The organism is Paracoccus tegillarcae (genome assembly GCF_002847305.1).
Taxonomy (GTDB): Bacteria; Pseudomonadota; Alphaproteobacteria; order Rhodobacterales; family Rhodobacteraceae; genus Paracoccus; species Paracoccus tegillarcae.
On the sequence record NZ_CP025408.1, the window covers coordinates 3064898 to 3090226 of the forward strand.

Here is a 25329-nt window from a genome sequence, read left to right on the forward strand (position 1 = left end):
GATGAGCGACCAAGACAATAATAATCACAAAGATAACCCCAGAAAACGCGATGATAACCAATTCGACGCAGCTGCCGTCGAGATGGAGGCATCCGGTGCTGGCGGGCTTTCCCAACTTGAACTGGACGACCTTGTTGCGTCCTCGGATACCGGGGCGCGAACGCCGCCGGGCTGGGTTGGCAAACTGATCCTGATCACCGCGCTCTGCTGGTCGCTTTTCCAGTTGTGGATCGCCTCTCCGCTGCCGTTCATGTTCAATTTCGGCGTTCTGGACAGCACCGAGACCCGCTCTATCCATTTGGCCTTTGCGCTGTTTCTGGCCTATATGGCCTATCCGGCCGAACGCTCGCCCTTCCAACTGGGACTGGCCCTTTTGGTGCCGGCTCTTCTGGCCGTTCTGTTCATGTACGGCTCCAAGGCCGGTGTGCCGGCATGGTGGATACCGATTGTCGCCGTTGCGGTGATTGGGGCAATCCTTTTGGGCAGCCCGAAAAACTGGGTGCCGCCCTGGGAATGGGCGCTGGCGATCATCGCCGCGCTGTCCTCGCTGTATATCGTTTTCTTCTATTCCTCGATCAGCACGCGTATCGGCGCGCCGATCCTGCAGGATTACGTTGTCGCCGTCATCGGCTTGATGCTGCTGCTGGAGGCCACGCGACGCAGTCTTGGCCCTGCGCTGATGATCGTGGCCACCCTGTTTCTGGCCTATACCTTCCTTGGCCCGTTGATGCCCGGCATCATCGCCCATAAGGGCAACACGCTGTCCGAGGTGGTGAACCACCAGTGGATCACGACCGAGGGTGTGTTCGGCATCGCCCTTGGCGTGTCGACCAGTTTTGTGTTTCTGTTCGTGCTGTTTGGCGCGCTGCTGGATAAGGCGGGGGCAGGCAACTACTTCATTCAGGTGGCGTTCAGCCTGATGGGGCACATGCGCGGCGGACCGGCCAAGGCGGCTGTTGTCAGCTCGGCCATGACCGGCCTGATTTCAGGGTCCTCCATCGCCAACGTTGTGACCACCGGTACGTTCACCATCCCGCTGATGAAAAAGGTGGGCTTCAGCAGTGAAAAGGCCGGCGCGGTCGAGGTTGCATCCTCGGTCAACGGCCAGATCATGCCGCCCGTCATGGGTGCTGCGGCCTTCCTGATGGTCGAATATGTGGGCATTCCCTATTTCGACGTGGTCAAGCACGCCTTTGTGCCGGCCACGATCAGCTATATCGCGCTGGTCTATATCGTCCATCTCGAGGCGATGAAGGCGAATATGCAGGGTCTGCCCCGCGCCTATACGCCCGGCCCGCTGATGCGCCGGTTGGTCGGCTTTGTCTTCGGGATCGTCGTGATCTGCGCGCTGGCATTTATCGTCAATCTCACCATGAGCTGGATCAGGCCAACCTTTGGATCTGCATCGATCTGGGTGGTGTTTGCGCTGTTGACGGCGGTCTATATCGGGCTGCTATACCTCGCATCGCGCGAAGAACCGCTGGAGCTGGATGATCCCAACGCACCGGTCAAATCGCTGCCATTGCCGGGACCCACGGCGCGGTCGGGTCTGCACTTTATCCTGCCGATCGTCGTGCTGGTCTGGGCGCTGATGGTGGATCGTCTGTCGCCGGGCCTGTCGGCATTCTGGGCGACGGCGTTCATGATCTTCATCCTGTTGACCCAACGTCCGCTGATGGTGATGATGCGTGGCGCCGATCGTACCGGCAACACCAATACCGGCGGCGCCTTCGCCTCGGGTGTGGGTGATCTGATCGACGGCCTGATCTCGGGCGCGCGCAACATGATCGGCATCGGCATCGCCACGGCGACCGCTGGCATTATCGTGGGCGCGGTCAGTCAGACCGGTGTCGGTTCGGCGCTGGCAGATGTGGTCGAGGTGCTGTCTGGCGGCAATCTGCTGGCCATCCTGTTCCTGACCGCGATCCTGTCGCTGATCCTGGGCATGGGCCTGCCGACAACGGCGAACTATATCGTCGTCTCGGCGCTGCTGGCCCCGGTCATCGTCACGCTTGGTCAGCAAAACGGACTGATCGTTCCGCTGATCGCGGTGCACCTGTTCGTGTTCTACTTTGGCATCATGGCCGATGTGACGCCGCCTGTGGGGCTTGCCTCATTCGCGGCGGCGGCCGTTTCGGGGGGCGATCCGATCAAGACGGGGGTCGTTGCCTTCTTCTACAGCCTGCGGACCGCGGCGTTGCCCTTCCTGTTCATCTTCAACACTGACCTGTTGTTGATCGACGTCGACTGGATACATGGCATATTCGTCTTTGTCACAGCGACGATCGCCATGCTGCTCTTTGCGGCGGCGACACAGGGGTGGTTCCTGACCAAGAGCCGGATCTGGGAATCGGCGCTGCTGTTGATGATCGCCTTCTCGATCTTCCGGCCGGGCTTCTGGATGGACATGATCTATCCGCCCTATGAGGACCTGCCGCCTGCGCAGTTTGAACAGGCCATGGGCGATGCTGCGGTCGGCAGCGAGATGCGACTGCGTATCTCGGGGCTGAATGCGGTGGGCGATCCGGTCGAGTTCGCAGCCGTCCTGAACGTGCCCGAGGGCGCCGACGGGGCAGAGCGGCTGGCAAATGCCGGTGTCGTTGCGTTGCGAAGCGAAGGCGAGGATGTATTCATCGACGACGTGGCCTTTGACAGCCCCGCACAAGAGGCCGGTCTGGACTGGGATCAGCAGGTGCTGATGGTGCGCTCGCCTGCGGCCGCACCGTCGAAATACTGGATCTATCTCCCGGTTGTTATGCTGTTGGCGCTGGTGGTCTGGCTGCAACGTCGACGTGTCGGGCCGGACGATGCGGCGCCGCGCAAGCGTCAGGAAGAGGAACTGAGCCATGCATGACAACATCCTTCTGCCCATCGACATAAACCAGAAGGCCAGTTGGCAACACGCGTTGCCGGCTGCGGTGCGGCAGGCTGGTGAAAACGGCACGATCCATCTGCTTGGGATCGTGCAGGATTTCGGCAGCTCCATGGTGGCGACCTTCCTGCCCAAGGGCTATGAAAAGAAGGTGCTCGAGACGATGAAGGCGAACTTGAACGAGTTTGCCGAAGCCCATCTGAAAAATCTCGAGGGCGTCAATGTGAAAACCCATGTCGGCCACGGGCACGTGGCCGAGACGATCCTGAAAAGCGCCAAGAAGCTGGGCGCCGATCTGATCGTCATGGGCAGTCACAAACCCGATGAACTGCGCAGCATGCTGATCAGCAGCCATGCCAACGCCGTGGTGCGCCACTCTCCGGTTTCGGTGATGGTGGTGCGCTAGCCGGGACTGCGATCTGGATCTGGCCCGGCTGTTGCCGGGCCAACCGACGGCCCCGAAATCCTGGAAAATGTTGCGCGATGCTGCATGATCGTCTGGCTTGGCTGTCAGGCGTGCAGGTGCGTCCGGGCCTGACTAGCCGCCGGTATGGCTCATGTGGCGGGTCATTTGGCCGGCGACGGTCTGGCGCGAATAGTCAAAGTCATGGCCCTTGGGTTTGCGCGTGATCGCCTCGCGAATGGCACTGACCAAGGTTGCGTTCTCCGGGCTGGCGCGCAGCGGGGTGCGCAGATCGGCGCGATCCTCCTGGCCCAGACACATGAACAGATCGCCGGTACAGGTGACGCGGACCCGGTTGCAGCTTTCGCAGAAATTATGCGTCAGCGGCGTGATAAAGCCGATCTTCTGGCCGGTCTCGTGCAGCTTGACGTAGCGTGCAGGCCCGCCCGTGCGTTCGGCCAGTTCGATGAGCGTGAAACGCTCGGCCAGCCGCGCGCGCAGATCCGACAGCGGCCAGTATTGGTCCAGCCGGTCCTCTTCTTCGCCCAGTTCGCCCATGGGCATGACCTCGATGAAGGTCAGATCGTGATCCTCGTCGGCGCACCACTGGACCAGCGAGAACAGTTCATCCTCGTTGAAACCTTTCAGCGCGACAGCGTTGATCTTGACACGCAGCCCGGCACTTTTGGCAGCCTCGATCCCCTTCAGCACCTGTGGCAGGCGGCCCCAACGGGTGATGGCGGCGAACTTGTCGGGATCAAGCGTGTCCAGCGACACGTTCACCCGCTTGACGCCGCAATCGGCCAACTCGCCGGCAAAACGGCCCAACTGGCTGCCGTTGGTGGTCAGGGTCAATTCGTCCAGCCCGTTGCCCAGGTGGCGCGAGGCCTGCCGAAAGAACTCCATGATGCCGCGGCGCACCAGCGGTTCTCCGCCGGTGATGCGCAGCTTGCGCACGCCCAGCCCGATAAAGGTCGAGCACAGGCGATCCAGCTCTTCCAGTGTCAGCAGCTCTTTCTTGGGCAGGAACTGCATATGCTCGGCCATGCAATAGGTGCAGCGAAAATCGCAGCGATCCGTGACCGAAACCCGAAGATAGGTGATCGGTCTTGCGAATGGGTCGATCAGTGGCGTTGTGTTCATACGGACATATCTATCCCCGTGGCGGGCAAGGCACAAGCTTTTGCCGATCACGCAAGCGGCAGTGGACGGTGAGACGAGGCGTGGCTAGGCTGCCGCGCAAATTGATTTCTGGGAGAATTGTTCCAATGACCCTGTTTGGCAAGACAATGATGCTTGTTCCCGCCGCTGCCCTGGCCGCCTGTACCGGGATGCACGAAGGGGCTAAGCGTCCCGAGGGCGATCCGCAGCAGGTCGCCGCCGCGGCCACCGCAGGCCCGCCGCCCACACCCGAAGAGGTCAGCGCCGCAGCAGCCATCACCCAGGCCCCGGCGCCGCGCCCGCGTGCACGTTCTACCGCCGCGCAACTGGATACGACCACGGCTGCACAGAAGGTGGCGGCCGCCGCGCCCGCCGCGAAAGCCGAGACCAAACTGGGCACCACCATCGCCTCGCTTGGCGATGTGGCCGAGCCGGGCTTTTGGATCAAGACGCCACTGGTCAAGAGCCGCGGCATCGGTCGGATCGTGAACCCGGCCAATGGCAAATCATCCAAGGTCGATCTGATCCCGCTTGACGGACCCGCCAGCGGCGGCAGCCAGCTTTCGCTGCCCGCCCTGCAATTGCTGGGTATTTCATTGACCGATCTGCCCGAGATCGAGGTTTACCGGTCCTGAAGCAGTCGTCCGGCCTCGCGCCGGGCAAAGGGTTTCATGCGCGCCCCGTATTCGGCCAGAAAGGTCTGAACGCGGGGTGCGTCGCGTTTGGACAGGTCGCGCAACCACCAGGCGATGGCCTTCTGAATGAACCATTCGCGGTCATCGACCATGCTGGCGGCCCAGCCCAGAATGCGTTCGCGGCGGTCCAGATCATCGGCTTTCGGGTGGTTCATCTTGGCCCAGGGCAGGGTGCCCACCAGCGCCGCGCGTCGGGTCCACATTTGATCCGAGCCGGTCCAGCCCGCGACCTCGTCCAGCCTTGCCGGATCAGCGATCAGCCGGCGCGACGCAGCCGACATGGTCTGATCGGCAATGGCCCAGCCATCGAAATCGGGCACCCATCCCGCCAGAACCGCCCAGACTGCCCCATCATCGGAGATTCGGGCCTGTGTCAGCAGCTTGGCGGCGGCAATGCGGGCCTCGTGGATATTGCTGTCCCATAGTTGGCCGGCCAGCGCCACGCGACCGGCAATGTCGCGCTCGCTGCGCCATTGCGCCACCAACGCCTCGATCTGCGGCACCGCGATGCCCAGATAAGGCCGCTCTGCCTTGTGATAGGCGGCCATTTGCGCGGCTTTCGCCTGGTCGGCCAGTTCTGTCAGCGCAGTCAGTTCGGTCATGCTGGTCCTCCTGCCCGCGCTTCTAGAAAGCTTGCAGCCCCGCCGCAAGAAGGTGGTGGCAGCATCCGGATGGTAGCGGTAAAAGAGCCGCAACGATCGCCGCCAAGATCAAGGAGCGCCTATGTCCCACGCCAGCGAACCCCGCCCGATGACCGCCCGCCGCCGGGGTGCCTTGACCGGTGTGGCCAACGTGCCGGGTGACAAGTCGATCAGCCATCGCGCGCTGATCCTCGGTGCTCTGTCGGTAGGCGAGACCCATATTACCGGCCTGTTGGAAGGTCAGGATGTGCTGGACACCGCCAAGGCCATGGCGGCATTTGGCGCGGATGTGCAGCGCATCGGCGATGGGGAATGGCGGGTGCACGGTGTGGGCGTCGGTGGGTTCGCCGAACCGGCCGATGTCATTGATTGCGGCAATTCCGGCACCAGCGTGCGGCTGATCATGGGGGCGATGGCGACGACGCCGATCACCGCCACCTTCACCGGCGATGCCAGCCTGTCCAAGCGACCCATGGCCCGGATCACCGATCCTCTTTCGGAATTCGGTGCGCAGATTGCCGCACGTGAGGGCGGACGGTTGCCGGTCACCATCGGCGGTGCCACCGATCCGGTGCCGCTGCGCTACAAGACGCCGGTGGCCAGCGCGCAGATCAAATCGGCGATTCTGCTGGCAGGGCTGAATGCACCTGGCGAAACCGTGGTGATCGAATCCGAACCTACGCGCGATCACTCGGAACGGATGCTGGCCGGTTTTGGCGCGACGATCCGCACCGAGCAGACCGAAGAAGGCCATGTCATCACTTTGACCGGCCGACCGGAACTGCGGGGCCAGCCGGTCGCCGTGCCGCGCGATCCCTCTAGCGCGGCTTTCCCCGTTGCGGCGGCGCTGATCGTTCCCGGCTCCGAGATCCGGGTGCCCGGTGTCAGCCGCAATCCGACCCGCGACGGGCTATATGTGACGCTCAAGGAAATGGGCGCCGATATTGGTTTTGAAAACCAGCGTGAAGAGGGTGGCGAGCCGGTTGCCGATCTGGTTGTGCGCCATTCGCCCCTGAGCGGCGTTGACGTGCCGGCAGACCGCGCTGCCAGCATGATTGACGAGTTTCCCATCCTGTCGGTCGTTGCAGCCTTTGCGCAGGGCAAGACGGTGATGAACGGCGTGGCCGAGCTGCGCGTCAAGGAAAGCGACCGGATCGATGCCATGGCCCGGGGGCTGGAGGCCAACGGCGTCACCATCGAGGAAACGCGCGACAGCATGACGGTTCACGGCATGGCGAAAGTGCCGGGCGGGGCCGAGGCGGCGACGCATCTGGATCACCGTATCGCGATGGCCTTCATGGTGCTGGGGCTGGCCAGCGAAGCGCCGGTCAGCGTCGACGATGGCAGCCCGATTGAAACCTCGTTTCCCGATTTCATTTCGCTGATGCAGGGCTTGGGCGCGGATTTGGGTTAGCGCCGGCGATCCGGTCGGCGCGTATCGCCCGGCTCAGTTGCCCAGCAGGATACCCAGCACAACCGCCATCAACCCGATGGTCGAGGCACCCAGTGCGGCCATGTTGATCGCCAACACACGCCGCATCTTTTCCTTCAGCGCCGCATCGTCCAGTCCGGCGCGGCGGGCCCTTGATACCGAGACAATGCACCAGATCAGCAGCCCGACGCCCAGCAGCGTCAGCGCCGCGCCGGCCCAGATCAGCAGATCGAAAACTGTCATCGCATCCCCCTCATTTCGCCCATGGCCCTAGCCCCGATTGCGCGGCGCGGCAAGAGCGCCTATGGCTGCGCCCCGAAAAGGCAAGAACCCAACCGGAGAGTAAAAGAAGATGACCGATCCCTATAGCGTCACCGCAGACGAATTGCGCCAGTTCATCGAGCGGATCGAACAGTTGGAAGCGGAAAAGAAGGACATCGCCGAGCAGATCAAAGAGGTCTATGCCGAGTTGAAGGGTCGCGGCTATGACAGCAAGGCGATCCGCAAACTGGTGACGTTGCGCAAGCAGGACCCCGAAGAGCGCCAGGAAGAAGACGCGATTCTAGAGCTTTACAAGAACGCTCTCGGCATGGCGTGATAACGGCGGTTGTCGATTGAATCCGTCGGTTATTCGGATTGACATTGTCGACTGTTTAACTCAGTTATCAGGGCGATTGATTGGAAGTTGTCCCGAAAGGAAGCCTGATGTTCCGTGATTTGTCTGTGCGCGCGATGCTTGTAACAGGGGCATCGGCGCTTTTCGCCGCGCCCGGCCTGGCCGCCGAGCCCGAGGCCGTCTTGCAAAACTACGCCGATATTGCACAGGCCAGCTATGGTGACAGCCTGACCACTGCGACGGCTCTGCGCGAGGCGGTGGGTGCGCTGGTCGAACAGCCCTCGGAACAGGCATTGCTGGCCGCGCGGCAAGCATGGCTAGCGGCGCGGGTGCCCTATCAGCAGACCGAGGCGTTCCGCTTTGGCAATCCCATCGTCGATGACTGGGAGGGCAGGGTGAATGCCTGGCCGCTGGACGAGGGGCTGATCGACTATGTCGACGCCTCTTACGGCGGCGCCACGGATGAGAATGATCTTGCCGCGCTGAATGTGATCGCAAACCCGGAATTCACGTTGTCCGGCGAGCAGATCGACGCCGCGACGATCACGCCTGAACTGATCCAGGACAGCCTGCACGAGGCCGGTGCGGTCGAGGCGAATGTGGCATCGGGCTATCACGCAATCGAATTCCTGCTTTGGGGTCAGGATCTGAACGGCACCGAGGCTGGCGCGGGCGAACGCCCGTGGACTGATTACGCCAGTGGCGACGATTGCACCGGCGGCAATTGCGATCGGCGCGGTCAATATCTGGTGGCAGCGACAGATCTGCTGATTGCCGATCTGGAATGGATCACCGAACAATGGGCCGCAGAGGGCGAGGCGCGCGCGGCCGTGACCGCCGATCCGCAAGCCGGACTGTCGGCCATGCTGACCGGGATGGGCAGTCTGTCATATGGCGAAATGGCCGGCGAACGGATGCGGCTTGGCCTGATGCTGAACGACCCCGAGGAAGAGCATGACTGTTTCTCGGACAACACCGCGAACAGCCACTATTATGACGGGCTGGGCATCCAGAATGTCTATCTTGGCAGCTATACCCGCGTGGATGGCAGCACGGTCAGCGGCCCCTCGCTGTCCGAACTGGTGGTTGCCGCTGATCCGGCTGTGGATGAGCAATTGCGCGCCGAACTGGATGCGAGTGTCGCGGCGCTGGACGCGCTGCGTCAGGCAGCCGAGAACGGGTTGGCCTATGATCAGATGCTGGCACGCGGCAATGCCGAGGGCGAAAAATTGATCATGGCAGCGGTGGACGGTCTGGTCACGCAGACCCGCTCGATCGAGCGTGCAGTGACGGCGCTGGATCTGGGCAATGTCGATCTGGAAGGGTCCGACAGTCTGGATAATCCCGAGGCCGTGTTCCAGTAGACAGGACTGATCTTGGCGCCACGTCACGGATATAAACAGGCAGCGGCGCTGATCGCGATTGGTCTGCTGCTTGTCGCGCCGACTGGTGCGCTGGCCCAGCCGATCAGTGACGATCTGGCCGTCGACCCGCATCTTGCCATTGTCCCGCGCAGTGAGGACGAGGTTGCGCGGATCCGCAACGCGACCGAACCGACCACCGATTTCAGTGCGCCGGAACCGTTTGAGGCCAATCCCGGCGGTGCCGCAACGGTGCGCGCCACTGGCACAGCCGACGCGTTTTCCTTGCCCTCGGCCAATCTGGCATTCGAGGATGAGTTGCGGTTCAAGGTCGGCAATGGCCTGTTCCGAAAGCTGTGGGTGTCCTCGCCTTCCTCGACATTGGCATCGGATGGGTTGGGGCCCATGTTCAACGCGCGCGGTTGCCAGTCCTGTCACCTCAAGGACGGGCGCGGTCAGCCGCCTGCGACCGCCGACACAACCGCGCTGTCGATGCTGATGCGGCTCTCTGTACCCGTGGCCGGGGATGCGGCCCTGGACGAGGTGGCCGAATATCTGGCTGGCCGGGATGACACGCCCCCGCAGCCAGTTGTCCCGCATCCGGTCTATGGCAGCCAGTTGCAGCCCTTGGCGACACCGGGCCAGACCCCGGAGGGCCGGATCGCGGTTGATTGGACCGAAGAACCCGTTGCCTTTCCTGATGGTCAAACCGCCAGCCTGCTGCGGCCCGAATGGCGGATCGAAAATCCGCATTTCGGCCCTCTGGGCGATGATGTGATGCTCAGCCCCCGGATCGCGCCGCAGATGATCGGACTGGGACTGGTCGAGGCCATACCGGCCGCTGAAATCCTTTCGGGCGAAGACCCCGAGGATGCTGATGGCGATGGGATTTCGGGTCGCGCAGCAGTGGTGCACAGCCCGGAATTTGACCGCATGATGCTGGGTCGCTTTGGCCTCAAGGCCGGGGCTGCGACCATTCGCGAACAATCTGCCGCCGCATTTTCGGGCGATATGGGCATCTCATCGCCGCTGTTTCCCGATCCATGGGGCGAATGCAGCCCAAGCCAGGCGAAATGTCGTGCCGGACCGCATGGCGACGGCGATGCACGCGGAACAGAGATCGACGAGGAAGGGCTGTCGCTGGTCAGCTTCTACGCCCGAAACCTCGCGGTTCCGGCGCGCCGCAGCGTTGATGATCCTCAGGTTCTGGCCGGCAAGCAGCTGTTTTATGACATCGGTTGCGTCGCCTGCCACCGACCGAAATTCGTGACGCATCGCCTGTCAGATCGCGCCGAACAAAGCTTTCAACTGATCTGGCCCTATTCCGATTTTCTGCTCCATGACATGGGCGAGGGACTGGCCGACAACCGCCCCGAGCACCGCGCGACGGGCCAAGAATGGCGCACGCCGCCGTTGTGGGGGATCGGGTTGACCGAACAGGTCAGCGGGCATACCCGCTTTCTTCACGACGGTCGTGCGCGTAACCTGACCGAAGCAATTCTGTGGCATGGCGGCGAGGCAGAGGCCGCGCGTGACGGTTTCGTCAGCCTGTCGGCCCGGGATCGCGCGACGCTGATCCGTTTTCTGGAAAGCCTGTGATGACCCCGATAAAGACCATGATCTTCGCAACCAGCCTGTCGCTGCTGGCCGGCGGCACCGCGATTGCCGATGTCGCGCAGGCGGTGCAGGACCAGATCCTGCCCGGACTGAGTGATTTTGCTGATGCCACTCTGGATCTGGCGGATGTGGCCGTGACGGATTGCGATGTCGCGGCGATCCAGCCCGCCTATGATAGGGCTTTTGATGCATGGTTGCAGATTGGCCATTTGCGGCTTGGGCCGGCTGAGACGGCCGTGATTTCCATTGCGTTCTGGCCCGACAAACGTGGAACGACGCCGCGCGCCTTGGCGCAAATGATCGCCGATCGCGACCCGATTGCTGAGGCTGCCGCTGACTACGCACAGGCATCGGCTGCCGCGCGCGGCTTTTTCGCGCTGGATGCGCTGCTGTTCGATGAGGCGCTGTCGGTGGACGAAGACGAACCTGCGATGGCCTATCGCTGCGGTTTGATTGCAACGGTGGCCGCCGATCTTGCCGCGCAGGCGGATCAGTTGGACCGGGACTGGCGCGACGGTTTTGGCCAAACGCTGACGACCGCCGGTCAGCCCGAGAATGCCGTTTATCTGGCCCCAGAAGAGGCGATGCAGGCGCTGTATACCCAGCTGATGGCCGGGTTGGAATTCACAGCCGATCAGCGGCTTGGCCGGCCATTGGACAGTTTCGATCAGCCGCATCCGCGCCGGGCCGAGGCTTGGCGTTCAGCGCGATCACTGCCCAATATCCGCGCCTCACTGGAAGGGCAACGGGCGCTGGCCGCCGCTTTGTCTGATGCGCCGATCCCGGTGACGCAGGCGGCCTTTGACGCAGCTTTCGCGGCGGCTGACAGGGTCGTCGATCCCGGGTTTCAGGACATTACCGACGCTCAGGCCTGGTTTCGCCTCGATGTGCTGCGCCAACGTGTGCAGGCCGTTCGCACTGCGGTCGAGGCCGAACTGGGCGCCGCGCTCGGCGTCTCGGCGGGGTTCAATTCAGCGGATGGGGATTGAGATGGCGACCAGTCGACGCAGGTTTCTGGGCGCATTGCTGGCCGCATCGGCAATCCCACGACTGAGTTGGGCCGACGCCGGCAGTCCGGCCTTTCTGGCCTGCGCGCGCGAGCCGGATGACAGCTTCGCGCTCTACGGTCTAAGTGCCGCGGGTGAGGACCGTTTTCGTGTACGTCTGCCGGCACGGGGTCATGCCGGCGCGGGGCATCCGCTGCGGCCCGAGGCCGTCGTTTTTGCGCGGCGTCCGGGCACCTATGCGCTGGTCATCGACTGCGCCGGCGGCAAGGTGATGCATCGCCTGACACCGCCCGAAGGGCGGCAGTTCAATGGCCACGGCGTCTATCTGGATGGCGGGGACGTTCTGGTGACGACCGAACAGCGCAGCAGCGATAGCGTTGGCATGCTGGGTTATTGGTCGGTCGCAGAGGGTTATCGCCGCATCGATGAACGCCCTACCGGCGGGATCGGCCCGCATGAGGTGGTGCGCCTGTCCGACAATCTGCTGGCGGTGGCCAATGGTGGGATCGCCACCGACCCAAGTGACCGGCGCAAGCTGAACATTGCCGTGATGCGCCCCAACCTTGCCTATCTGGACGGGCAGGGCACGTTGATCAGGACTGTGGAACTGGCCGAAGACCTGCGCTTCAATTCGATCCGCCACCTGGCGGTCGGTGCGGATGGGATAGTGGCCTTTGCGATGCAATGGGAGAGGGACCCGGATGAGGTTGTTCCCCTGCTGGGATTGCATCGCGGCGATGGCGCGCCGATCCTTGCCGCTGCGCCGCCGGCCGAGCAGCGCGTGATGCAGGGCTATGCGGGCAGCATCGCCTTTGACCTCGCAGGCAGTGAAGTGGCGATCACCTCGCCGCGCGGTGGGCGGCTGCATCGCTTTCGCCCCGATGGCCGCTTTATCGCGGCGACGACGCGCGCCGATGCCTGCGGATTGGCCGGGATATCGGGGGGTTTTCTTCTGACCGATGGTGGCGGCGGGGTGCTGACGGCAGAGCAGGGTCGAATGCGATCCCTGGGTTTGCGGCGGCGTAGCTGGGACAATCACGTGATCGCGCTGAATCGCGGCTGAGATCTGTGCCTTGATCGTGTCTGCGTCAGGGCCGCGACAGGGGATCATTTGCGACGGGCATGCCGTTGCAGACCGCTTACCATTTGAACGGCCGAAATCCTGCGTTTTGGGTGCCGGCAGCGGCCTTGCGACGGCAATCGGCAGCATAGACCCCGACCCAATACAGCCGGTCATCCGCGCCACGCGCCACGCCAAATCCCATCGCATTGGCCCGTGGGTCCTGCTGATTTTGTGCATGGCCGCGGGATTTTTGCCAACTGCCCACGGTGCCCGCAGCCGAGGCGGTTCCCATTGCGACATTCTCGGCAGAGAAACAGGCCGCAAAGCCCGCGCGCTTGATCCGTGCCATGGGGCTGCGTCCGCGTGTGTCGCGATGGCTGACGACCTGTCGCCGCGCCAGTTCGCAGGCATGTCGCTGCGCCGCCTGGTTCAATCGAGGGTCGATGCGCAGCTTGTGCCGTGCGCCAGCAGTGCGCATCTGGTTGGTCTGCTGCGCCAGCTGGCTGACCACCTGCGCCACGTTCTGCGCGCTGCAATTGCTGTTGGCGGCCAGCACCGGGCTTGAAATCAAGGCCAGAAGCCCTGCAAATAAAAGATATCGCATCGATTCACATCGAACAGTTCATTTCACTTTGTTCTACCAATGATTGTCTTAATTTTTAGTTAACAACTAAAAAGGTAGCAATTTCTTGCTCATGCAAGCGACTTGCCGCCGGGGCGCTCATGGCGTAGGCCCAAGGCATGCGGATACTCTTTTTAGGCGACGTGATGGGCCGCGCCGGCCGCCGCGCCATCACTGAACATCTGGCCGATTTGCGCGCGCGTTTGCGGGCCGATTTCGTCGTGGTGAATGGCGAAAATGCCAGCGGTGGCATGGGGCTGACGGCGTCCCATGCGCGGTTGCTGCTGGATGCCGGTGCCGATTGCCTGACACTGGGCGATCATGCCTTCGATCAAAAGGACATGCTGGGCTTCATCGACAGCGAGCCGCGTGTGATCAGGCCTCTGAACTTTGCCCGCGAGGCGCCAGGCAAGGGCGCGCGCGTCTTTCAGGATGCGCGTGGTCGCAAGGTTCTGGTCGCGCAGGCCCTGGGCCAGGTATTCATGAAGCGGCCCTTCGATGATCCGTTTTCGGCGCTGGATACGGTGCTCAAGGCGCATCCTCCGGGTGGGCTGGTGCAGGCCGCGCTGATCGACATTCATGCAGAGGCGACCAGCGAAAAGATGGCTGTTGGGCATTATTGCGACGGTCGGGCCAGCGCGGTTATTGGAACGCACACCCATGTGCCCACCGCCGATGCACAAATCTTGAATCGCGGCACGGCATATCTGTCGGATGCAGGCATGTGCGGCGATTATGACAGCGTGATCGGCATGGACAAGGCCGAGCCGATGCGCCGTTTTCTGACGGGAATGACGCGCGAACGCTTCACCCCCGCCAATACCGAGGCGACACTGTGCGGTGCCCTGATCGAGACCGATGACCGCAGCGGTCTTGCGCTGTCAATCACGCCGATCCGTCACGGGCCAAGGTTGCAGCCGTCAGCGCCGCCTGCGGGCTGATTGCCCCGTTTATCGCCGCAGCCTGACGCAGCCGATGCGCCGTTGACGGTTCACGGTTGTCCGATTGTCGCTTCCTCGCCCATTCGCGCTATTTCCGCCGCGCGTGTGCTCTGCTGTCTTGCGGGTGGCGGATGAATCAGGGAAGAATGCGCTGGATATGCTGAGGGGACCGTCCACGGTCGCCAGTAAAATGGGTGCGAATGTTCGGAATTGAACTGACGGGAACAAGCGCGGCAATCGCCACGATTTTCATCATCGTGGGTATGCTGACCCTTTTCATCCGCGAAACTTATCCGCCCGAGGTGACCGCAATATTGGGCGCCACTGTCCTGTTATTCATAGGCATTCTTGATCCCAGTCATGTCGCGGGTGTGTTGGCCAACCCGGCACCCTGGACGATTGCCTTCATGTTCATCATCGTTGGCGGGCTGGTACGTACGGGTGCGCTGGACTGGATCGGGCAAAAGGCCGCCCTGCATGCGAGCGACCATCCAATGCTGACATTGGGGCTGGTTTCGGTCGTGGTCTGCGCCATGTCGGCCTTTGTGAACAACACGCCGCTGGTCGTGGTGATGATGCCGATCTTCATGCAACTGGCCAAGGAAATGCAGACATCGCCCTCCAAGCTGCTGATCCCGTTGTCATATCTGTCGATTCTGGGCGGAACGGTCACGATGATCGGCACCTCGACCAACCTGCTGGTCGATGGCGTCGCGCGCCAATCGGGGCTGGAACCTTTCGGCATTTTCGAGATCTCGCCCGTGGGCATTCCGATGGCGATCGTCGGCATCACCTATCTGATGCTGGTCGCACCGCGCCTGCTGCCCGAACGCGATTCGATGTCGCAGCTGATGTCGGGGCGTTCGAAGATGAAATTCTTCACCGAGGTCGCCATTCCCGAAGAGTCCGCGCTGATCGGCAAGGCGCTGGACGAGGTCGACATCTTTACCCGCGACACTGCACGGGTGATCGACGTCCTGCGCGGCGATGCCTCGCTGCGGCGGGATCTGGCATCGGTGCTGCTGGAGGCGGGGGACCGTGTCGTTCTGCGCACGCCCATGTCCGAGGTTCTGGGCCTGCAAGGCAACAAGAATCTGCGCATGGTCGATAAGCTGAGTTCGGTGCAGACCAATACGGTCGAGGTGCTTATCACGCCCGGCTGTCATATGGTCGGGCGCAGCCTTGGTTCCATGCGGCTGCGGCGTCGCTATGGCGTCTATGTGCTGGCCGCGCATCGCAAGAACCAGAATATCGGACGCCAACTGGATGATCTGGTTGTGCGCGTCGGCGATACGCTGCTGCTGGAGGGCGCGCCCGCCGATATTCAGCGTCTGGCCACCGATATGGAGATGGTCGAGGTCACCGCGCCGTCGGATCGCGCCTTCCGCCGCAAACACGCACCCATTGTTGTGGCCACGCTGGTCGGTGTCGTTGGACTGGCCGCGCTGAACGTCGCGCCGATCCTGTTGCTGGCCTTTGTCGGCGTCTGCGTCGTGCTGGTGACGCGTTGCATCGATGCCGATGAGGCGCTGAGCTTTGTCGATGGGCGGTTGCTGGCGTTGATATTTGCGATGTTGGCCGTCGGGGCCGGGCTGGAAAATTCGGGCGCGGTCGAACTGATCGTGACCCGGGTCGCGCCCTGGCTGGAAACCCTGCCGCCATGGGGGCTGGTGCTGTCGGTCTATCTGCTGTCGATGGCTTTGACCGAGACGGTGACCAATAATGCGGTCGCGGTAATCGTGACGCCGGTTGCCATCACCCTGGGCAACCATCTGGGCATTGATCCACGGCCGCTGGTCATCGCCGTCATGATGGGCGCGTCGGCCAGCTTTGCGACACCGATTGGCTACCAGACCAATACGCTTGTCTATGGCCCTGGCGGATACCGCTTTACCGACTTTATCCGGGTGGGGCTGCCGTTGAACATCCTGATGGCGATTACCGCCTCGACGGTCATTCCGATCTTCTGGCCGATCTGACTGGGGTGACGCCACGTCAAGCATTTGCCGCCATGTGCCTGATGCAATGCGGCTTTGCGGCATCGGTCATTGTAAAACATGCCGCGGCGCAGCATCTTCATTGGCAAGGGAGGGACGAGGCGAAAGATGCAAGGAGTCCTAATCATGGCCGATATCACCAGCCAAGCCCCGAAAACCAATAGCTTTGACGCAGACAACCGCAACAAGCTGACCCAGGTCCTGACGGCACCGTTCCGTGCGCTCTTCAACGGGCTGATCGCTCTGGCAGAGGCCGGCCCGCGCATGAAGCAGGTCCGCAAGCTGAACGCGCTGAGCGACGAAGAACTGGCCGCACGCGGTACCACCCGTGTCGAGGAAGTGCGCCGGATCTTTGGCGATCAGATGTATATCTGACGCCATACCGAGAGCTTTTCAGATAACAGCCGCGCTGCCCCATCCCGGGCGGCGCGGCTTTTTCATCGGCTTCGGGCATTTCAGCCTGGTTCAAGCAGCTTTGGGCCTGGCCCACAGCTGCAAACCGGCGCCGGTTTCAAGATAGGACTTCATGCTGGACAGCACCACTGGCCAGCCCTGACCGATGGCCTTTGCCATCCCACTATCGCTTTGCAACTGGTCATGGGTGACCGTCAGGCGGCTCATGTCCTCGTATTCCTCGATCTCGAATGTTACCCGGCTATAGCCGTCCGGATCATCAGACTGCGATTCATTGGCCCATGTCATGACCAGACGGGCAGGGGGCTTGACCTCGATCACCTCGCCGACGATCTCGACGGTTTGCGCATCATTGTCGCGGACATGTTCCCATTTCGATCCGGCGCGCCAGTCCGACACGTTTCCATGACCCCAATATCGCCGGGCGATTTCGGGCTTCGTGATCGCCGCGAATATCTGCTCGGGCGTGGCCCGAATATATGTCACATAGACGAAGCTTGTGGTCTTGCTGGTCATTTATCGTCTCCTTCCAATTCTCGTTTCAAGTCGTGCAGCAGGCTCAGCCTTTGGGTCTCGAATTTCTGGACCCATCGCGCATAGACGTCGTGCAGTGGCACGGGATTGATGAAATGCAGCTTTTCGCGGCCCCGTTTCACCGTGGTGACAAGATTGGCGACCTCCAGCAGCCCCAGATGCTGCGTGACCGACTGGCGGGACATATCGATATGTTCGCAAAGCTGGCCCAATGTCTGCCCGTTTTCCCTGCACAGCAGATCAAGCAGCTTTCTGCGGGAGGGATCGCCGAGTGCCTTGAAGACCTTGTCTGCATCCATCGCCAACCTCCTTGCCACTGCGTTTATGCAGGTAAATACCTGCATGTCAAGCCAGCCTTTGATCCTCGCTGCCGGACCTTGCCGGCAGCGTGTCAGGTTAAAGCAGAGAAATCAGGCTCAGAGCCCCCAGACCATGATCAGCATGGGCACGGAAACCAGCATGACGATGACCTCAAGCGGCAGGCCCATCCGCCAATAGTCGCCAAACCGGTAATCGCCCGGACCCATGATCAGCGTATTGTTCTGGTGCCCGATCGGGGTCAGGAAGGCGCAGGCAGCCGAAACGGCAACCCCCATCAGAAAGGCGTCGGGATTGACCTCAAGCTGCTCGGCCAGCCGGATCGCGACGGGTGCTGCAAGAATTGTCGTGGCATTGTTGTTGAGCACATCTGACAGGAACATCACCACCATCATCAGCAGAGCCAGCGCGACCCAGGCCGGATAGCCTGCGGTCAGCTTGACGATCATTGCAGCGATCAGGGCGGTACCGCCGGTGGAATCCAGCGCGAGGCCGAGCGGGATCATCGAGCCCAGCAGTACCACGACCGGCCAGTCGACATGGTCATAGACCTCGTTGACCGACAAGACACCCGACAGCACATAGGCAACCAGCACACAGCCAAGCGCGATGGGCATCGTGATCAGGCCAAAGCTGGTCAGCACGACTGCAAGGACAAACCACCCAAGCGCAAAGAACATTTGCGCCTCGCGCATGACCGTGCGCTGAGCGCCGTCCAGTCGCAGCCCGCCCATTGACCTGACCGCCTCTTCGGTGCGGCTTTCCGAGACGAGCAACAACAGCAGATCGCCCGCCCGGATCTTTTCGCGCAGCAGGGTCCCGGTGATGATCACGCCGCGGCGACGCATGCCGATCAGCACGGCATCATGGCGATTGATCAGGCCGACGCTCTGGGCGGTGCTGCCGACGATTTCGGCCCCCATGGGGATCAGGCATTCGATCAGGGACTGGTTTTCCCGGCGTTGCCGTGCCCGGGGTTCCGAGCGCCCATCAGGAAAGGCCAGCTTGGAGGCAGAGCGGAAATCGTCCAGCTGATCGGCGCCGCTGCGCAGAACAAGCGCATCGCCGACGGCAAGCACAATCTCATTCAGCGGCGTATCCAGGGTCTGACCATGGCGCTGCACGCCGCGTATGCTGACCTCGGCCTTTTCCGCGTCAGCAATCAGATCACCGACCGGCTGGTCGCGCATCGTGCTTTCTTCGGTCACGATCAACAGCGATTCATAGTCGCGCATCGTGGTGTGTTCGTCATCGGGGGATTCGTTGTCCTCATGCAGCGGAATCAGGCGCCAGCCGACCAATGCGATGAACACCAGACCAGCCGCCGCCACGGCTCCGCCGACCGGTAGAAAATCGAACATCCGGAACGGCTCGCCCAGTACATCCTGCCGGAAACCCGACACGATCAGGTTAGGCGGCGTGCCGATCAGGGTCAGCATCCCGCCCAGAATCGTGCAGAAGGCCAGCGGCATCAGCGTCAGGGCGGCGGCGCGGCCTGCCTTGCGCGCCATCTGGATGTCGATCGGCATCAGGATCGCGAGCGCGGCGATGTTGTTCATAAAGCCCGACAGAACGCCGCCGATGCCGCCCATGACCGCGATATGCAGGCTGACGGGGCGGTTTTCCACCACCAGCATCCGGGTCAGTGCCGCGACAACGCCAGACCGCCGCAGACCGGCCGTGACGATCAGGATCAGGGCCACAACCATGGTTGCAGGGTTGCCGAAGCCCTCGAATGCTTCTGTTGCGGGGACGACGCCGAACAGCACGCCGGCCATCAGTCCGGCAAAGGCTATAAGATCCGGGCGCAACTTGCCTGAGAACATCAGCACCATCACGGCTCCGAAAATCGAAAAAAGCACGATCTGATCAAACGTCATCGGTTCACCCGCCAGTTACCTTACAATCTACAGGATAGTCTTGTTGCCGGATTGCGCAATTGCTTGTGTCAGCCAGATCTTGCGATCCGGCTGCAGGCTGGACTAAAAGCCTTCGGAACCCGATTGCCGCAGACCCGAAGGACCATCGACCATGGCAGGCCATTCCAAATGGGCGAATATCCAGCACCGCAAAGGTCGCCAGGATGCCGCGCGCTCGAAACTGTTTTCCAAGCTCTCGAAAGAGATCACGGTCGCCGCCCGGATGGGCGACCCCGACCCCGAAAAGAACCCGCGTCTGCGGCTGGCGGTCAAAGAGGCCAAGTCCAGCTCCGTTCCAAAGGACGTGATCGACCGCGCGATCAAGAAGTCGCAGGGCGGCGATGCCGAGAATTACGACGAGATCCGCTATGAAGGCTATGGTCCCAACGGGATCGCGCTGATGGTTGAGGCAATGACCGACAACCGCAATCGCACGGCCAGCAATGTGCGCAGCTATTTCACCAAGCATGGCGGCGATCTGGGTCAGTCGGGCTCGGTGTCCTTCATGTTCGACCGCGTGGGCGAAATCATGTACCCCGCCAGCGCGGGCGACGCCGATACGGTGATGATGGCCGCCATCGAGGCTGGCGCCGAGGACGTCGAATCGGATGCCGACGGTCACTGGATTTATTGCGCGGACACGGATCTGAACGACGTCTCGACGGCGCTGGAGGAGGCGCTTGGCGAATCCGAGACGGCCAAGCTGATCTGGAAGCCGCAAGCCGCGACCGAGATCAGCGATATGGAGACCGCGCAAAAGCTGATGAAACTGATCGAAACGCTGGAAGATGACGACGACGTCCAGAACGTCACCGGCAATTTCGACCTTTCCGAAGAGATAGCAGAACAGTTGTGATGGCCTGACCGGACCGGGGGCCTTGCCCCCGGACCCCCAGGATATTTGAATGAAGAAGAAACAGGCGACAGCCTGTTCCGGTCGCAGCCCACCCGGTCAAAACAGGAGCCCAGGAATGAGCCACTATACCGATGCGCTGACCCAGCTTGGCCAGGACACACCCTTGCCTCAAAGCCCGCAAGAGGCCGTGCTGGAGCGCGTGCCGAACCCGCAAGGCGACACGCTCTATCTGGTGCGCTTTACCCAGCCCGAATTCACCAGTCTGTGTCCGCTGACTGGGCAGCCCGATTTCGCGCATCTGGTCATCGACTACGCGCCCGCCGACTGGCTGGTCGAGTCAAAATCGCTGAAACTGTTTCTGGGAAGTTTTCGCAATCACGGCGCCTTCCACGAGGACTGCACCGTATCCATCGGCCGCCGTCTGGTTGATCTGCTGGCGCCACAATGGTTGCGGATCGGCGGCTATTGGTATCCGCGTGGCGGCATGCCCATCGATGTCTTCTGGCAGACCGGCCCTGTCCCGAGCGGGCTGTGGGCGCCCGATCAGGGGGTGCCCGGCTATCGCGGTCGAGGCTGACCGGGCTTTCTTTTTCACACAAATATCCCGGGGTGAGCCGCCGTCAGGCGGCGAGGGGCAGCGCCCCTTTGCTACCGCAGCGTTGCCAGAATCCGCGCCCAGGACCGTGCACCCTTTGCAAAGCTCTCCACGTCATATTTCTCATTGGGCGAATGGATGCGGTCATCTTCGCGGCCAAAACCGATCAGCATCGAGTCCATGCCCAGCATGCGCTTGAAATCACCGGCGATGGGGATCGAGCCACCAGCCCCGATAAAGGCCGCCTCGCGTCCCCATTCCTCGGTAAGCGCCTGTTTCGCGGCGGCAAAGGCCGGGTCGGTGATGTCCATCACGCTGGCAGGGCTGCCGCCATGTTCATGGAACTCGATCTCGCAATCCGCCGGAAGCACGCCGCGCATATGTTCGCGGAAGGCTGCGCGGACACGCGCGGGGTCCTGCGTGCCGGTCAGCCGGAAACTGACTTTGGCGCGTGCCTCGGCTGGCAGCACTGTCTTGAAGCCATCGCCTGCATAACCGCCGGCGATCCCGTTGATTTCGGCCGTGGGCTGGTTCCATTGCATGTCCAGCGGCGTGCGGCCCTTTTCTCCGATGGGGTGTTTCAGGCCGACCGAGGACAGAAAGTCCTCGGCGTCGAAACCAAGTGCGTCCCAATCGCTGCGCAGTTCGTCAGACAGCTCTTCGACGCCGTCGTAAAAGCCGGGCAGGGTGACGCGGCCCTGATCGTCTTTCAGCGCGGCCAGGCCTTGTGCCAGCACCATGATCGGGTTGGCGGCCAGCCCGCCGAAATGGCCCGAATGCAGGTCGCGGTCGGCGGCGCGGATCACCACCTCTTCGCCGACCAAACCACGCAGCTGTGTGGTGATGGCCGGGCGCCCGTCAGCATACAGACCAGTATCGCAGATCAACGCCAGCGAGGCGCTGAGTTCCTGGGCATTGGCCTCGAGGAAAGGCAGCAGCGAGGGTGAGCCTGATTCCTCTTCGCCCTCGAACAGCAGGGTCAGACCGGCGGGCAGGGCGCCATGCACCGCCTTCCAGGCGCGGCAGGCTTCGACGAAAGTCATAAGCTGGCCCTTGTCATCGGACGCGCCACGCGCGCGGATCACCTTGCCGTCTGGCGTGTCCTGCAGCTCTGGCTCGAACGGGGGGCGATCCCACAAATCCAGCGGATCGACGGGCTGGACGTCGTAATGCCCATAGAACAAAAGCGACCGCCCCTCGCCCGGTTGCGAGGACGCCACGACCATCGGATGACCCGTCGTGTCGCGAATATCGGCCGTGAAACCCAATGTTTGCAATTCGTTGCACAGCCATTCAGCGCCAGCGCGCACATCAGCCTTGTGCGCGGGATCGGTCGAGATCGAGGGAATGCGCAGGAATCCGATGAGACGGTCCAGTGCCTCGTCCAGCCCTTGATCCAATTCTGTCAGAACCTTGTCCAGCTTGCCTGCCTGTGTCATCTCCGTCTGGTCCTTCCCGACTGATTTACTTGATTTTCGCCCTGCGCCTTTCGGCTTATTGCGACAAATTGGCCCTGTCATTTTTGATTTTTGACATGTATCAACGACAGGCCTCGCGTGATCCGCAACATGATCGCACCCAGCCAGCTATGCAAGGGAACGCAAGCGATGAATTATGATGCTGCCCTGGACCAGGCCATCGGTAAATTGCACGATGAGGGTCGCTATCGGACCTTCATTGATATCGAGCGCGCCAAGGGCCGGTTTCCGCAGGCTGTCTGGAACCGCCCGGATGGGGAAAAACAGGACATTACTGTCTGGTGCGGCAACGACTATCTGGGCATGGGCCAGCATCCTGCCGTTCTGGCCGCCATGCACGAGGCGCTGGATGCGACCGGCGCAGGCTCGGGCGGGACGCGCAATATTTCCGGCACAACCGTCTATCACAAGCGTCTCGAAGCCGAGATCGCTGATCTGCACGGCAAGGATGCCGCGCTGGTTTTCAGCAGTGCCTATATCGCAAATGATGCAACGCTTTCGACGTTGCCCAAGCTGTTTCCCGGGCTGATCATCTATTCCGACGCGCTGAACCATGCCTCGATGATCGAGGGAATCAAGCGCAATGGCGGCGCCAAGCGGATTTTCCGGCACAATGATGCCGAGCATCTGCGCGAGTTGCTGCAAGCCGATGATCCGGCAGCGCCCAAGTTGATCGCATTCGAATCCGTCTATTCGATGGATGGCGATTTCGGACCGATCAAGGAACTTTGCGATCTGGCTGATGAGTTCAACGCGCTGACCTATCTGGACGAGGTTCACGCGGTGGGCATGTACGGTCCGCGGGGCGGTGGTGTGGCCGAGCGGGACGGGCTGTCGGGCAGAATCGACATCATCAACGGCACGCTAGGCAAGGCATTCGGCGTCTTTGGCGGCTATATCGCGGCCTCGGTCAAGATGTGCGACGCGATTCGATCCTATGCGCCGGGCTTTATCTTTACCACTTCTCTGCCGCCGGCTGTTGCGGCTGGCGCTGCCGCCTCGATCGCGTTTCTCAAGGGCGAGGGCGGGCAGGAATTGCGCGACGCGCAGCAATTGCACGCCCGCATCCTGAAAATGCGCCTGAAGGGGCTGGGCATGCCGATCATCGATCACGGGTCGCATATCGTGCCGGTGCATGTCGGCCATCCGGTGCATTGCAAGGCGCTGTCGGACATGTTGCTGAGCGATTTCGGCATTTATGTGCAGCCGATCAATTTCCCGACCGTGCCGCGGGGCACCGAACGACTGCGTTTCACCCCGTCGCCGGTTCATGACAGCGGCCAGATCGAGCATCTTGTCCGTGCAATGGATGCTCTGTGGTCACGCTGTGCATTGAATCGCGCCGAAATCGTCGCGTAATTCTTGCCGGGGGGTGCGAGGCTCTCGCATCCGTGATAACATTTCCTTAGATAATAGACGTTATCCTCGTGATTCGCGGGGGTTTTTATAACGCACTGTGAGGCAGACGATATGAGCGGTGCTCGGGCAGAACGCCCGGAATATGAGGTGGATCCCATGGCGGACACCGCTGATCTTTACGACGATGACACCCGGCTAGGGGACATCATGCGCGGTGAGCGTGCCACCAAGGGCAAGTCACTGCTGGATGTGCAACGCGAATTGCGCATCCGCGCCTCTTATGTCGCGGCCATCGAGAATTGCGACATAACCGCCTTTGATGCCCCCAGCTTTGTATCGGGCTATGTGCGGTCTTACGCGCGCTATCTGGATATGGATCCGGATTGGACGTTCCGTCGGTTCTGCAGCGAATCCGGCTTTCAGCCGACGCATGGCATGGCGCCCGCCGCCGCCGGTCCCAAACCGACCCGCAGACCGTCCGATCCGGCAGAGGCGCTGGCGAACCCGCGTGCTCTGTTCATTCCTCAGCCAGAAAGCTTCTGGTCGTCGATCGAGCCTCGCGCCATCGGTTCTTTGGCGGTGTTGGTCGCGCTGATCGCGGGCTTGGGCTATGGTGGCTGGTCCGTGCTGCAAGAGGTGCAGCGTGTGAACCTGACCCCGGGCGATGATGCCCCGACCGTTGTTGCGGATCTGGACCCGGTGCAAAGCGGTGGTCTGCCGCAGCCCGAACTGGATTCCTCGGAAGGGGTCGATCTGGCCGCGAATATGCCACAGCCCGAATCGCTGGATCGTAATTATCGTCCCCAGATCCTTGAGGCCCCGGTGCTGACGGCGCGCGATGGTCCGATTTCGGCCATTGATCCCGGTTTGACGCAGCCTCCGGCCCCCGCTGATACGGTGCTGGCCAGTAACGACCAGACCGGCGCGGTTCCGAATACGGTCAGTGCTTCGAAGGCAGAGCTCACGGCATATGGTCCGCAATTGCCTGCCGAGCAGTTGGCAGTGCGCACGCTTGCGCCCGATGCCCCGGAACTGGAATTGCTGGCGGCGCGGCCGGCCTGGGTTCGCGTGACCTCGGCGGATGGCACGGTGCTGCTGGAAAAGATCATGGATGCGGGCGAACGCTTTTCACTGCCCAGCCTCGAAGAGCCGCCGATCTTGCGCACAGGCAATTCCGGTGCGGTATATTTCGCGGTCAATGGCCGCACTTACGGCCCGGCGGCGCCCGGTCCGCAGGTGGTCAAAAATGTCGAGCTGTCCTCGACCAGCCTGACCGCGAATTACGCCTTTGCCGATCTCAGCAAAGATCCTGAACTCGCGCAGATGGTTTCTGTGGCTCAGGCCGGGCCGATGCCGGGCGATGAGGTTGCACCAGCGGGCGGCAGCAGCGTAACCGACTGATTGGCAAAGGACGCGCGGCCGATGGTA

At 62.1% G+C, this 25329-nt stretch carries 24 protein-coding genes; 16 read left to right on the top strand and 8 right to left on the bottom strand.

Annotated elements, in window-relative coordinates:
* Position 1 precedes the first annotated feature (1 nt).
* Positions 2-2854: a TRAP transporter permease gene (locus CUV01_RS14905; protein WP_198731831.1), complete on the top strand. Its 2853-nt coding sequence runs from the start codon at positions 2-4 to the stop codon at positions 2852-2854.
* Positions 2847-3278 carry a universal stress protein gene (locus CUV01_RS14910; RefSeq protein ID WP_101461164.1) on the top strand — a complete coding sequence of 144 codons (432 nt, stop codon included), beginning with the start codon at positions 2847-2849 and terminating at the stop codon, positions 3276-3278. The genes CUV01_RS14905 and CUV01_RS14910 overlap by 8 nt, the downstream gene beginning before the upstream one ends.
* Positions 3279-3410: 132 nt before the next feature.
* Here the strand turns inward: CUV01_RS14910 and moaA are convergent, their stop codons facing one another.
* Positions 3411-4418: a GTP 3',8-cyclase MoaA gene (gene moaA, locus CUV01_RS14915; RefSeq protein WP_101461165.1), complete on the bottom strand. Its 1008-nt coding sequence runs from the start codon at positions 4416-4418 to the stop codon at positions 3411-3413.
* 125 nt (positions 4419-4543) lie between these two features.
* Here moaA and CUV01_RS14920 point away from each other — a divergent pair, with 125 nt between their 5' ends.
* On the top strand, positions 4544-5071 hold the full coding sequence (locus tag CUV01_RS14920) for a hypothetical protein (RefSeq protein ID WP_101461166.1): 528 nt from the start codon (positions 4544-4546) through the stop codon (positions 5069-5071).
* On the opposite strand, the gene CUV01_RS14925 is transcribed toward CUV01_RS14920, so the two are convergent.
* On the bottom strand, positions 5059-5733 hold the full coding sequence (locus CUV01_RS14925; RefSeq protein WP_101461167.1) for a DNA alkylation repair protein: 675 nt from the start codon (positions 5731-5733) through the stop codon (positions 5059-5061). The two genes, CUV01_RS14920 and CUV01_RS14925, sit on opposite strands and share 13 nt — an antisense overlap.
* A 121-nt stretch (positions 5734-5854) precedes the next feature.
* Here CUV01_RS14925 and aroA point away from each other — a divergent pair, with 121 nt between their 5' ends.
* On the top strand, positions 5855-7186 hold the full coding sequence (aroA, locus tag CUV01_RS14930) for a 3-phosphoshikimate 1-carboxyvinyltransferase (protein ID WP_101461168.1): 1332 nt from the start codon (positions 5855-5857) through the stop codon (positions 7184-7186).
* A gap of 33 nt (positions 7187-7219) precedes the next feature.
* Here aroA and CUV01_RS14935 read toward each other — a convergent pair whose 3' ends face one another.
* On the bottom strand, positions 7220-7447 hold the full coding sequence (locus CUV01_RS14935; RefSeq protein ID WP_101461169.1) for a hypothetical protein: 228 nt from the start codon (positions 7445-7447) through the stop codon (positions 7220-7222).
* Positions 7448-7556: 109 nt separating this feature from the next.
* Here CUV01_RS14935 and CUV01_RS14940 point away from each other — a divergent pair, with 109 nt between their 5' ends.
* From CUV01_RS14940 to CUV01_RS14960, 5 genes are all read left to right on the top strand, one after another.
* Positions 7557-7802, top strand: coding sequence for a DUF2312 domain-containing protein (locus tag CUV01_RS14940; protein ID WP_101461170.1), 246 nt, complete (start codon positions 7557-7559; stop codon positions 7800-7802).
* Positions 7803-7909: 107 nt separating this feature from the next.
* Positions 7910-9184 (top strand): imelysin family protein, encoded by a 1275-nt coding sequence (locus tag CUV01_RS14945; RefSeq protein ID WP_232962285.1) that lies wholly within the window; start codon positions 7910-7912, stop codon positions 9182-9184.
* Between the two features lie 63 nt (positions 9185-9247).
* Positions 9248-10780 (top strand): di-heme oxidoreductase family protein, encoded by a 1533-nt coding sequence (locus CUV01_RS14950; protein WP_101462136.1) that lies wholly within the window; start codon positions 9248-9250, stop codon positions 10778-10780.
* Positions 10780-11787 carry an imelysin family protein gene (locus tag CUV01_RS14955; protein WP_232962286.1) on the top strand — a complete coding sequence of 336 codons (1008 nt, stop codon included), beginning with the start codon at positions 10780-10782 and terminating at the stop codon, positions 11785-11787. The genes CUV01_RS14950 and CUV01_RS14955 overlap by 1 nt, the downstream gene beginning before the upstream one ends.
* A 1-nt stretch (position 11788) precedes the next feature.
* On the top strand, positions 11789-12868 hold the full coding sequence (locus CUV01_RS14960) for a DUF1513 domain-containing protein (protein ID WP_101461171.1): 1080 nt from the start codon (positions 11789-11791) through the stop codon (positions 12866-12868).
* Positions 12869-12944: 76 nt separating this feature from the next.
* Here CUV01_RS14960 and CUV01_RS14965 read toward each other — a convergent pair whose 3' ends face one another.
* A complete protein-coding gene (locus CUV01_RS14965; RefSeq protein ID WP_101461172.1) occupies positions 12945-13472 on the bottom strand; it encodes a CAP domain-containing protein in 528 nt (175 codons plus the stop codon).
* A gap of 137 nt (positions 13473-13609) precedes the next feature.
* On the opposite strand from CUV01_RS14965, the gene CUV01_RS14970 reads away from it, so the two are divergent.
* The 3 genes from CUV01_RS14970 to CUV01_RS14980 all read left to right on the top strand — a co-directional run bounded on the left by CUV01_RS14970 (position 13610) and on the right by CUV01_RS14980 (position 16803).
* The gene (locus tag CUV01_RS14970) at positions 13610-14431 is read left to right on the top strand and encodes a TIGR00282 family metallophosphoesterase (protein WP_101461173.1); all 822 of its coding nucleotides are present in this window, start codon (positions 13610-13612) and stop codon (positions 14429-14431) included.
* A gap of 200 nt (positions 14432-14631) precedes the next feature.
* The gene (locus CUV01_RS14975) at positions 14632-16410 is read left to right on the top strand and encodes an SLC13 family permease (protein ID WP_101461174.1); all 1779 of its coding nucleotides are present in this window, start codon (positions 14632-14634) and stop codon (positions 16408-16410) included.
* A 144-nt stretch (positions 16411-16554) separates the two neighbouring features.
* Positions 16555-16803, top strand: coding sequence for a DUF1127 domain-containing protein (locus CUV01_RS14980; protein WP_232962288.1), 249 nt, complete (start codon positions 16555-16557; stop codon positions 16801-16803).
* Between the two features lie 90 nt (positions 16804-16893).
* Here CUV01_RS14980 and CUV01_RS14985 read toward each other — a convergent pair whose 3' ends face one another.
* The 3 genes from CUV01_RS14985 to CUV01_RS14995 all read right to left on the bottom strand — a co-directional run bounded on the left by CUV01_RS14985 (position 16894) and on the right by CUV01_RS14995 (position 19574).
* Entirely contained in the window at positions 16894-17358 is a 465-nt protein-coding gene (locus tag CUV01_RS14985; RefSeq protein ID WP_101461175.1) for an SRPBCC family protein, read from the bottom strand.
* Positions 17355-17675, bottom strand: coding sequence for an ArsR/SmtB family transcription factor (locus CUV01_RS14990; RefSeq protein WP_101461176.1), 321 nt, complete (start codon positions 17673-17675; stop codon positions 17355-17357). Before CUV01_RS14990 ends, CUV01_RS14985 begins: the two co-directional genes overlap by 4 nt.
* Positions 17676-17792: 117 nt before the next feature.
* A complete protein-coding gene (locus tag CUV01_RS14995; protein WP_101461177.1) occupies positions 17793-19574 on the bottom strand; it encodes an SLC13 family permease in 1782 nt (593 codons plus the stop codon).
* 151 nt (positions 19575-19725) lie between these two features.
* On the opposite strand from CUV01_RS14995, the gene CUV01_RS15000 reads away from it, so the two are divergent.
* Together CUV01_RS15000 and queF are read left to right on the top strand one after the other, a co-directional pair.
* Positions 19726-20469, top strand: a complete 744-nt coding sequence (locus CUV01_RS15000) for a YebC/PmpR family DNA-binding transcriptional regulator (RefSeq protein WP_101461178.1) — start codon at positions 19726-19728, stop codon at positions 20467-20469.
* A 115-nt stretch (positions 20470-20584) separates the two neighbouring features.
* Positions 20585-21046, top strand: coding sequence for a preQ(1) synthase (gene queF / locus CUV01_RS15005; protein WP_101461179.1), 462 nt, complete (start codon positions 20585-20587; stop codon positions 21044-21046).
* Positions 21047-21117: 71 nt separating this feature from the next.
* Here the strand turns inward: queF and CUV01_RS15010 are convergent, their stop codons facing one another.
* A complete protein-coding gene (locus tag CUV01_RS15010) occupies positions 21118-22503 on the bottom strand; it encodes a M20/M25/M40 family metallo-hydrolase (RefSeq protein ID WP_101461180.1) in 1386 nt (461 codons plus the stop codon).
* Between the two features lie 168 nt (positions 22504-22671).
* Between CUV01_RS15010 and hemA the strand changes: the two genes are divergently transcribed.
* Positions 22672-23901, top strand: a complete 1230-nt coding sequence (hemA, locus tag CUV01_RS15015) for a 5-aminolevulinate synthase (RefSeq protein ID WP_101462139.1) — start codon at positions 22672-22674, stop codon at positions 23899-23901.
* Positions 23902-24057: 156 nt separating this feature from the next.
* Positions 24058-25302: a helix-turn-helix domain-containing protein gene (locus CUV01_RS15020; protein WP_232962770.1), complete on the top strand. Its 1245-nt coding sequence runs from the start codon at positions 24058-24060 to the stop codon at positions 25300-25302.
* Positions 25303-25329 lie beyond the last annotated feature (27 nt).

Coding starts and splice junctions, on each gene's coding strand:
- CUV01_RS14975 (WP_101461174.1), top strand. CDS start 14,632: ATGTTCGGAATTGAACTGACGGGAACAAGCGCGGCAATCGCCACGATT.
- CUV01_RS14970 (WP_101461173.1), top strand. CDS start 13,610: ATGCGGATACTCTTTTTAGGCGACGTGATGGGCCGCGCCGGCCGCCGC.
- CUV01_RS14960 (WP_101461171.1), top strand. CDS start 11,789: ATGGCGACCAGTCGACGCAGGTTTCTGGGCGCATTGCTGGCCGCATCG.
- CUV01_RS14935 (WP_101461169.1), bottom strand. CDS start 7,447: ATGACAGTTTTCGATCTGCTGATCTGGGCCGGCGCGGCGCTGACGCTG.
- CUV01_RS15010 (WP_101461180.1), bottom strand. CDS start 22,503: ATGACACAGGCAGGCAAGCTGGACAAGGTTCTGACAGAATTGGATCAA.
- CUV01_RS14965 (WP_101461172.1), bottom strand. CDS start 13,472: ATGCGATATCTTTTATTTGCAGGGCTTCTGGCCTTGATTTCAAGCCCG.
- CUV01_RS14945 (WP_232962285.1), top strand. CDS start 7,910: ATGTTCCGTGATTTGTCTGTGCGCGCGATGCTTGTAACAGGGGCATCG.
- CUV01_RS15020 (WP_232962770.1), top strand. CDS start 24,058: ATGGCGGACACCGCTGATCTTTACGACGATGACACCCGGCTAGGGGAC.
- CUV01_RS14995 (WP_101461177.1), bottom strand. CDS start 19,574: ATGACGTTTGATCAGATCGTGCTTTTTTCGATTTTCGGAGCCGTGATG.
- CUV01_RS14990 (WP_101461176.1), bottom strand. CDS start 17,675: ATGGATGCAGACAAGGTCTTCAAGGCACTCGGCGATCCCTCCCGCAGA.
- CUV01_RS14920 (WP_101461166.1), top strand. CDS start 4,544: ATGACCCTGTTTGGCAAGACAATGATGCTTGTTCCCGCCGCTGCCCTG.
- CUV01_RS15000 (WP_101461178.1), top strand. CDS start 19,726: ATGGCAGGCCATTCCAAATGGGCGAATATCCAGCACCGCAAAGGTCGC.
- queF (WP_101461179.1), top strand. CDS start 20,585: ATGAGCCACTATACCGATGCGCTGACCCAGCTTGGCCAGGACACACCC.
- moaA (WP_101461165.1), bottom strand. CDS start 4,418: ATGAACACAACGCCACTGATCGACCCATTCGCAAGACCGATCACCTAT.
- CUV01_RS14910 (WP_101461164.1), top strand. CDS start 2,847: ATGCATGACAACATCCTTCTGCCCATCGACATAAACCAGAAGGCCAGT.
- CUV01_RS14980 (WP_232962288.1), top strand. CDS start 16,555: ATGGCCGATATCACCAGCCAAGCCCCGAAAACCAATAGCTTTGACGCA.
- CUV01_RS14940 (WP_101461170.1), top strand. CDS start 7,557: ATGACCGATCCCTATAGCGTCACCGCAGACGAATTGCGCCAGTTCATC.
- CUV01_RS14955 (WP_232962286.1), top strand. CDS start 10,780: ATGACCCCGATAAAGACCATGATCTTCGCAACCAGCCTGTCGCTGCTG.
- CUV01_RS14905 (WP_198731831.1), top strand. CDS start 2: ATGAGCGACCAAGACAATAATAATCACAAAGATAACCCCAGAAAACGC.
- hemA (WP_101462139.1), top strand. CDS start 22,672: ATGAATTATGATGCTGCCCTGGACCAGGCCATCGGTAAATTGCACGAT.
- aroA (WP_101461168.1), top strand. CDS start 5,855: ATGTCCCACGCCAGCGAACCCCGCCCGATGACCGCCCGCCGCCGGGGT.
- CUV01_RS14925 (WP_101461167.1), bottom strand. CDS start 5,733: ATGACCGAACTGACTGCGCTGACAGAACTGGCCGACCAGGCGAAAGCC.
- CUV01_RS14985 (WP_101461175.1), bottom strand. CDS start 17,358: ATGACCAGCAAGACCACAAGCTTCGTCTATGTGACATATATTCGGGCC.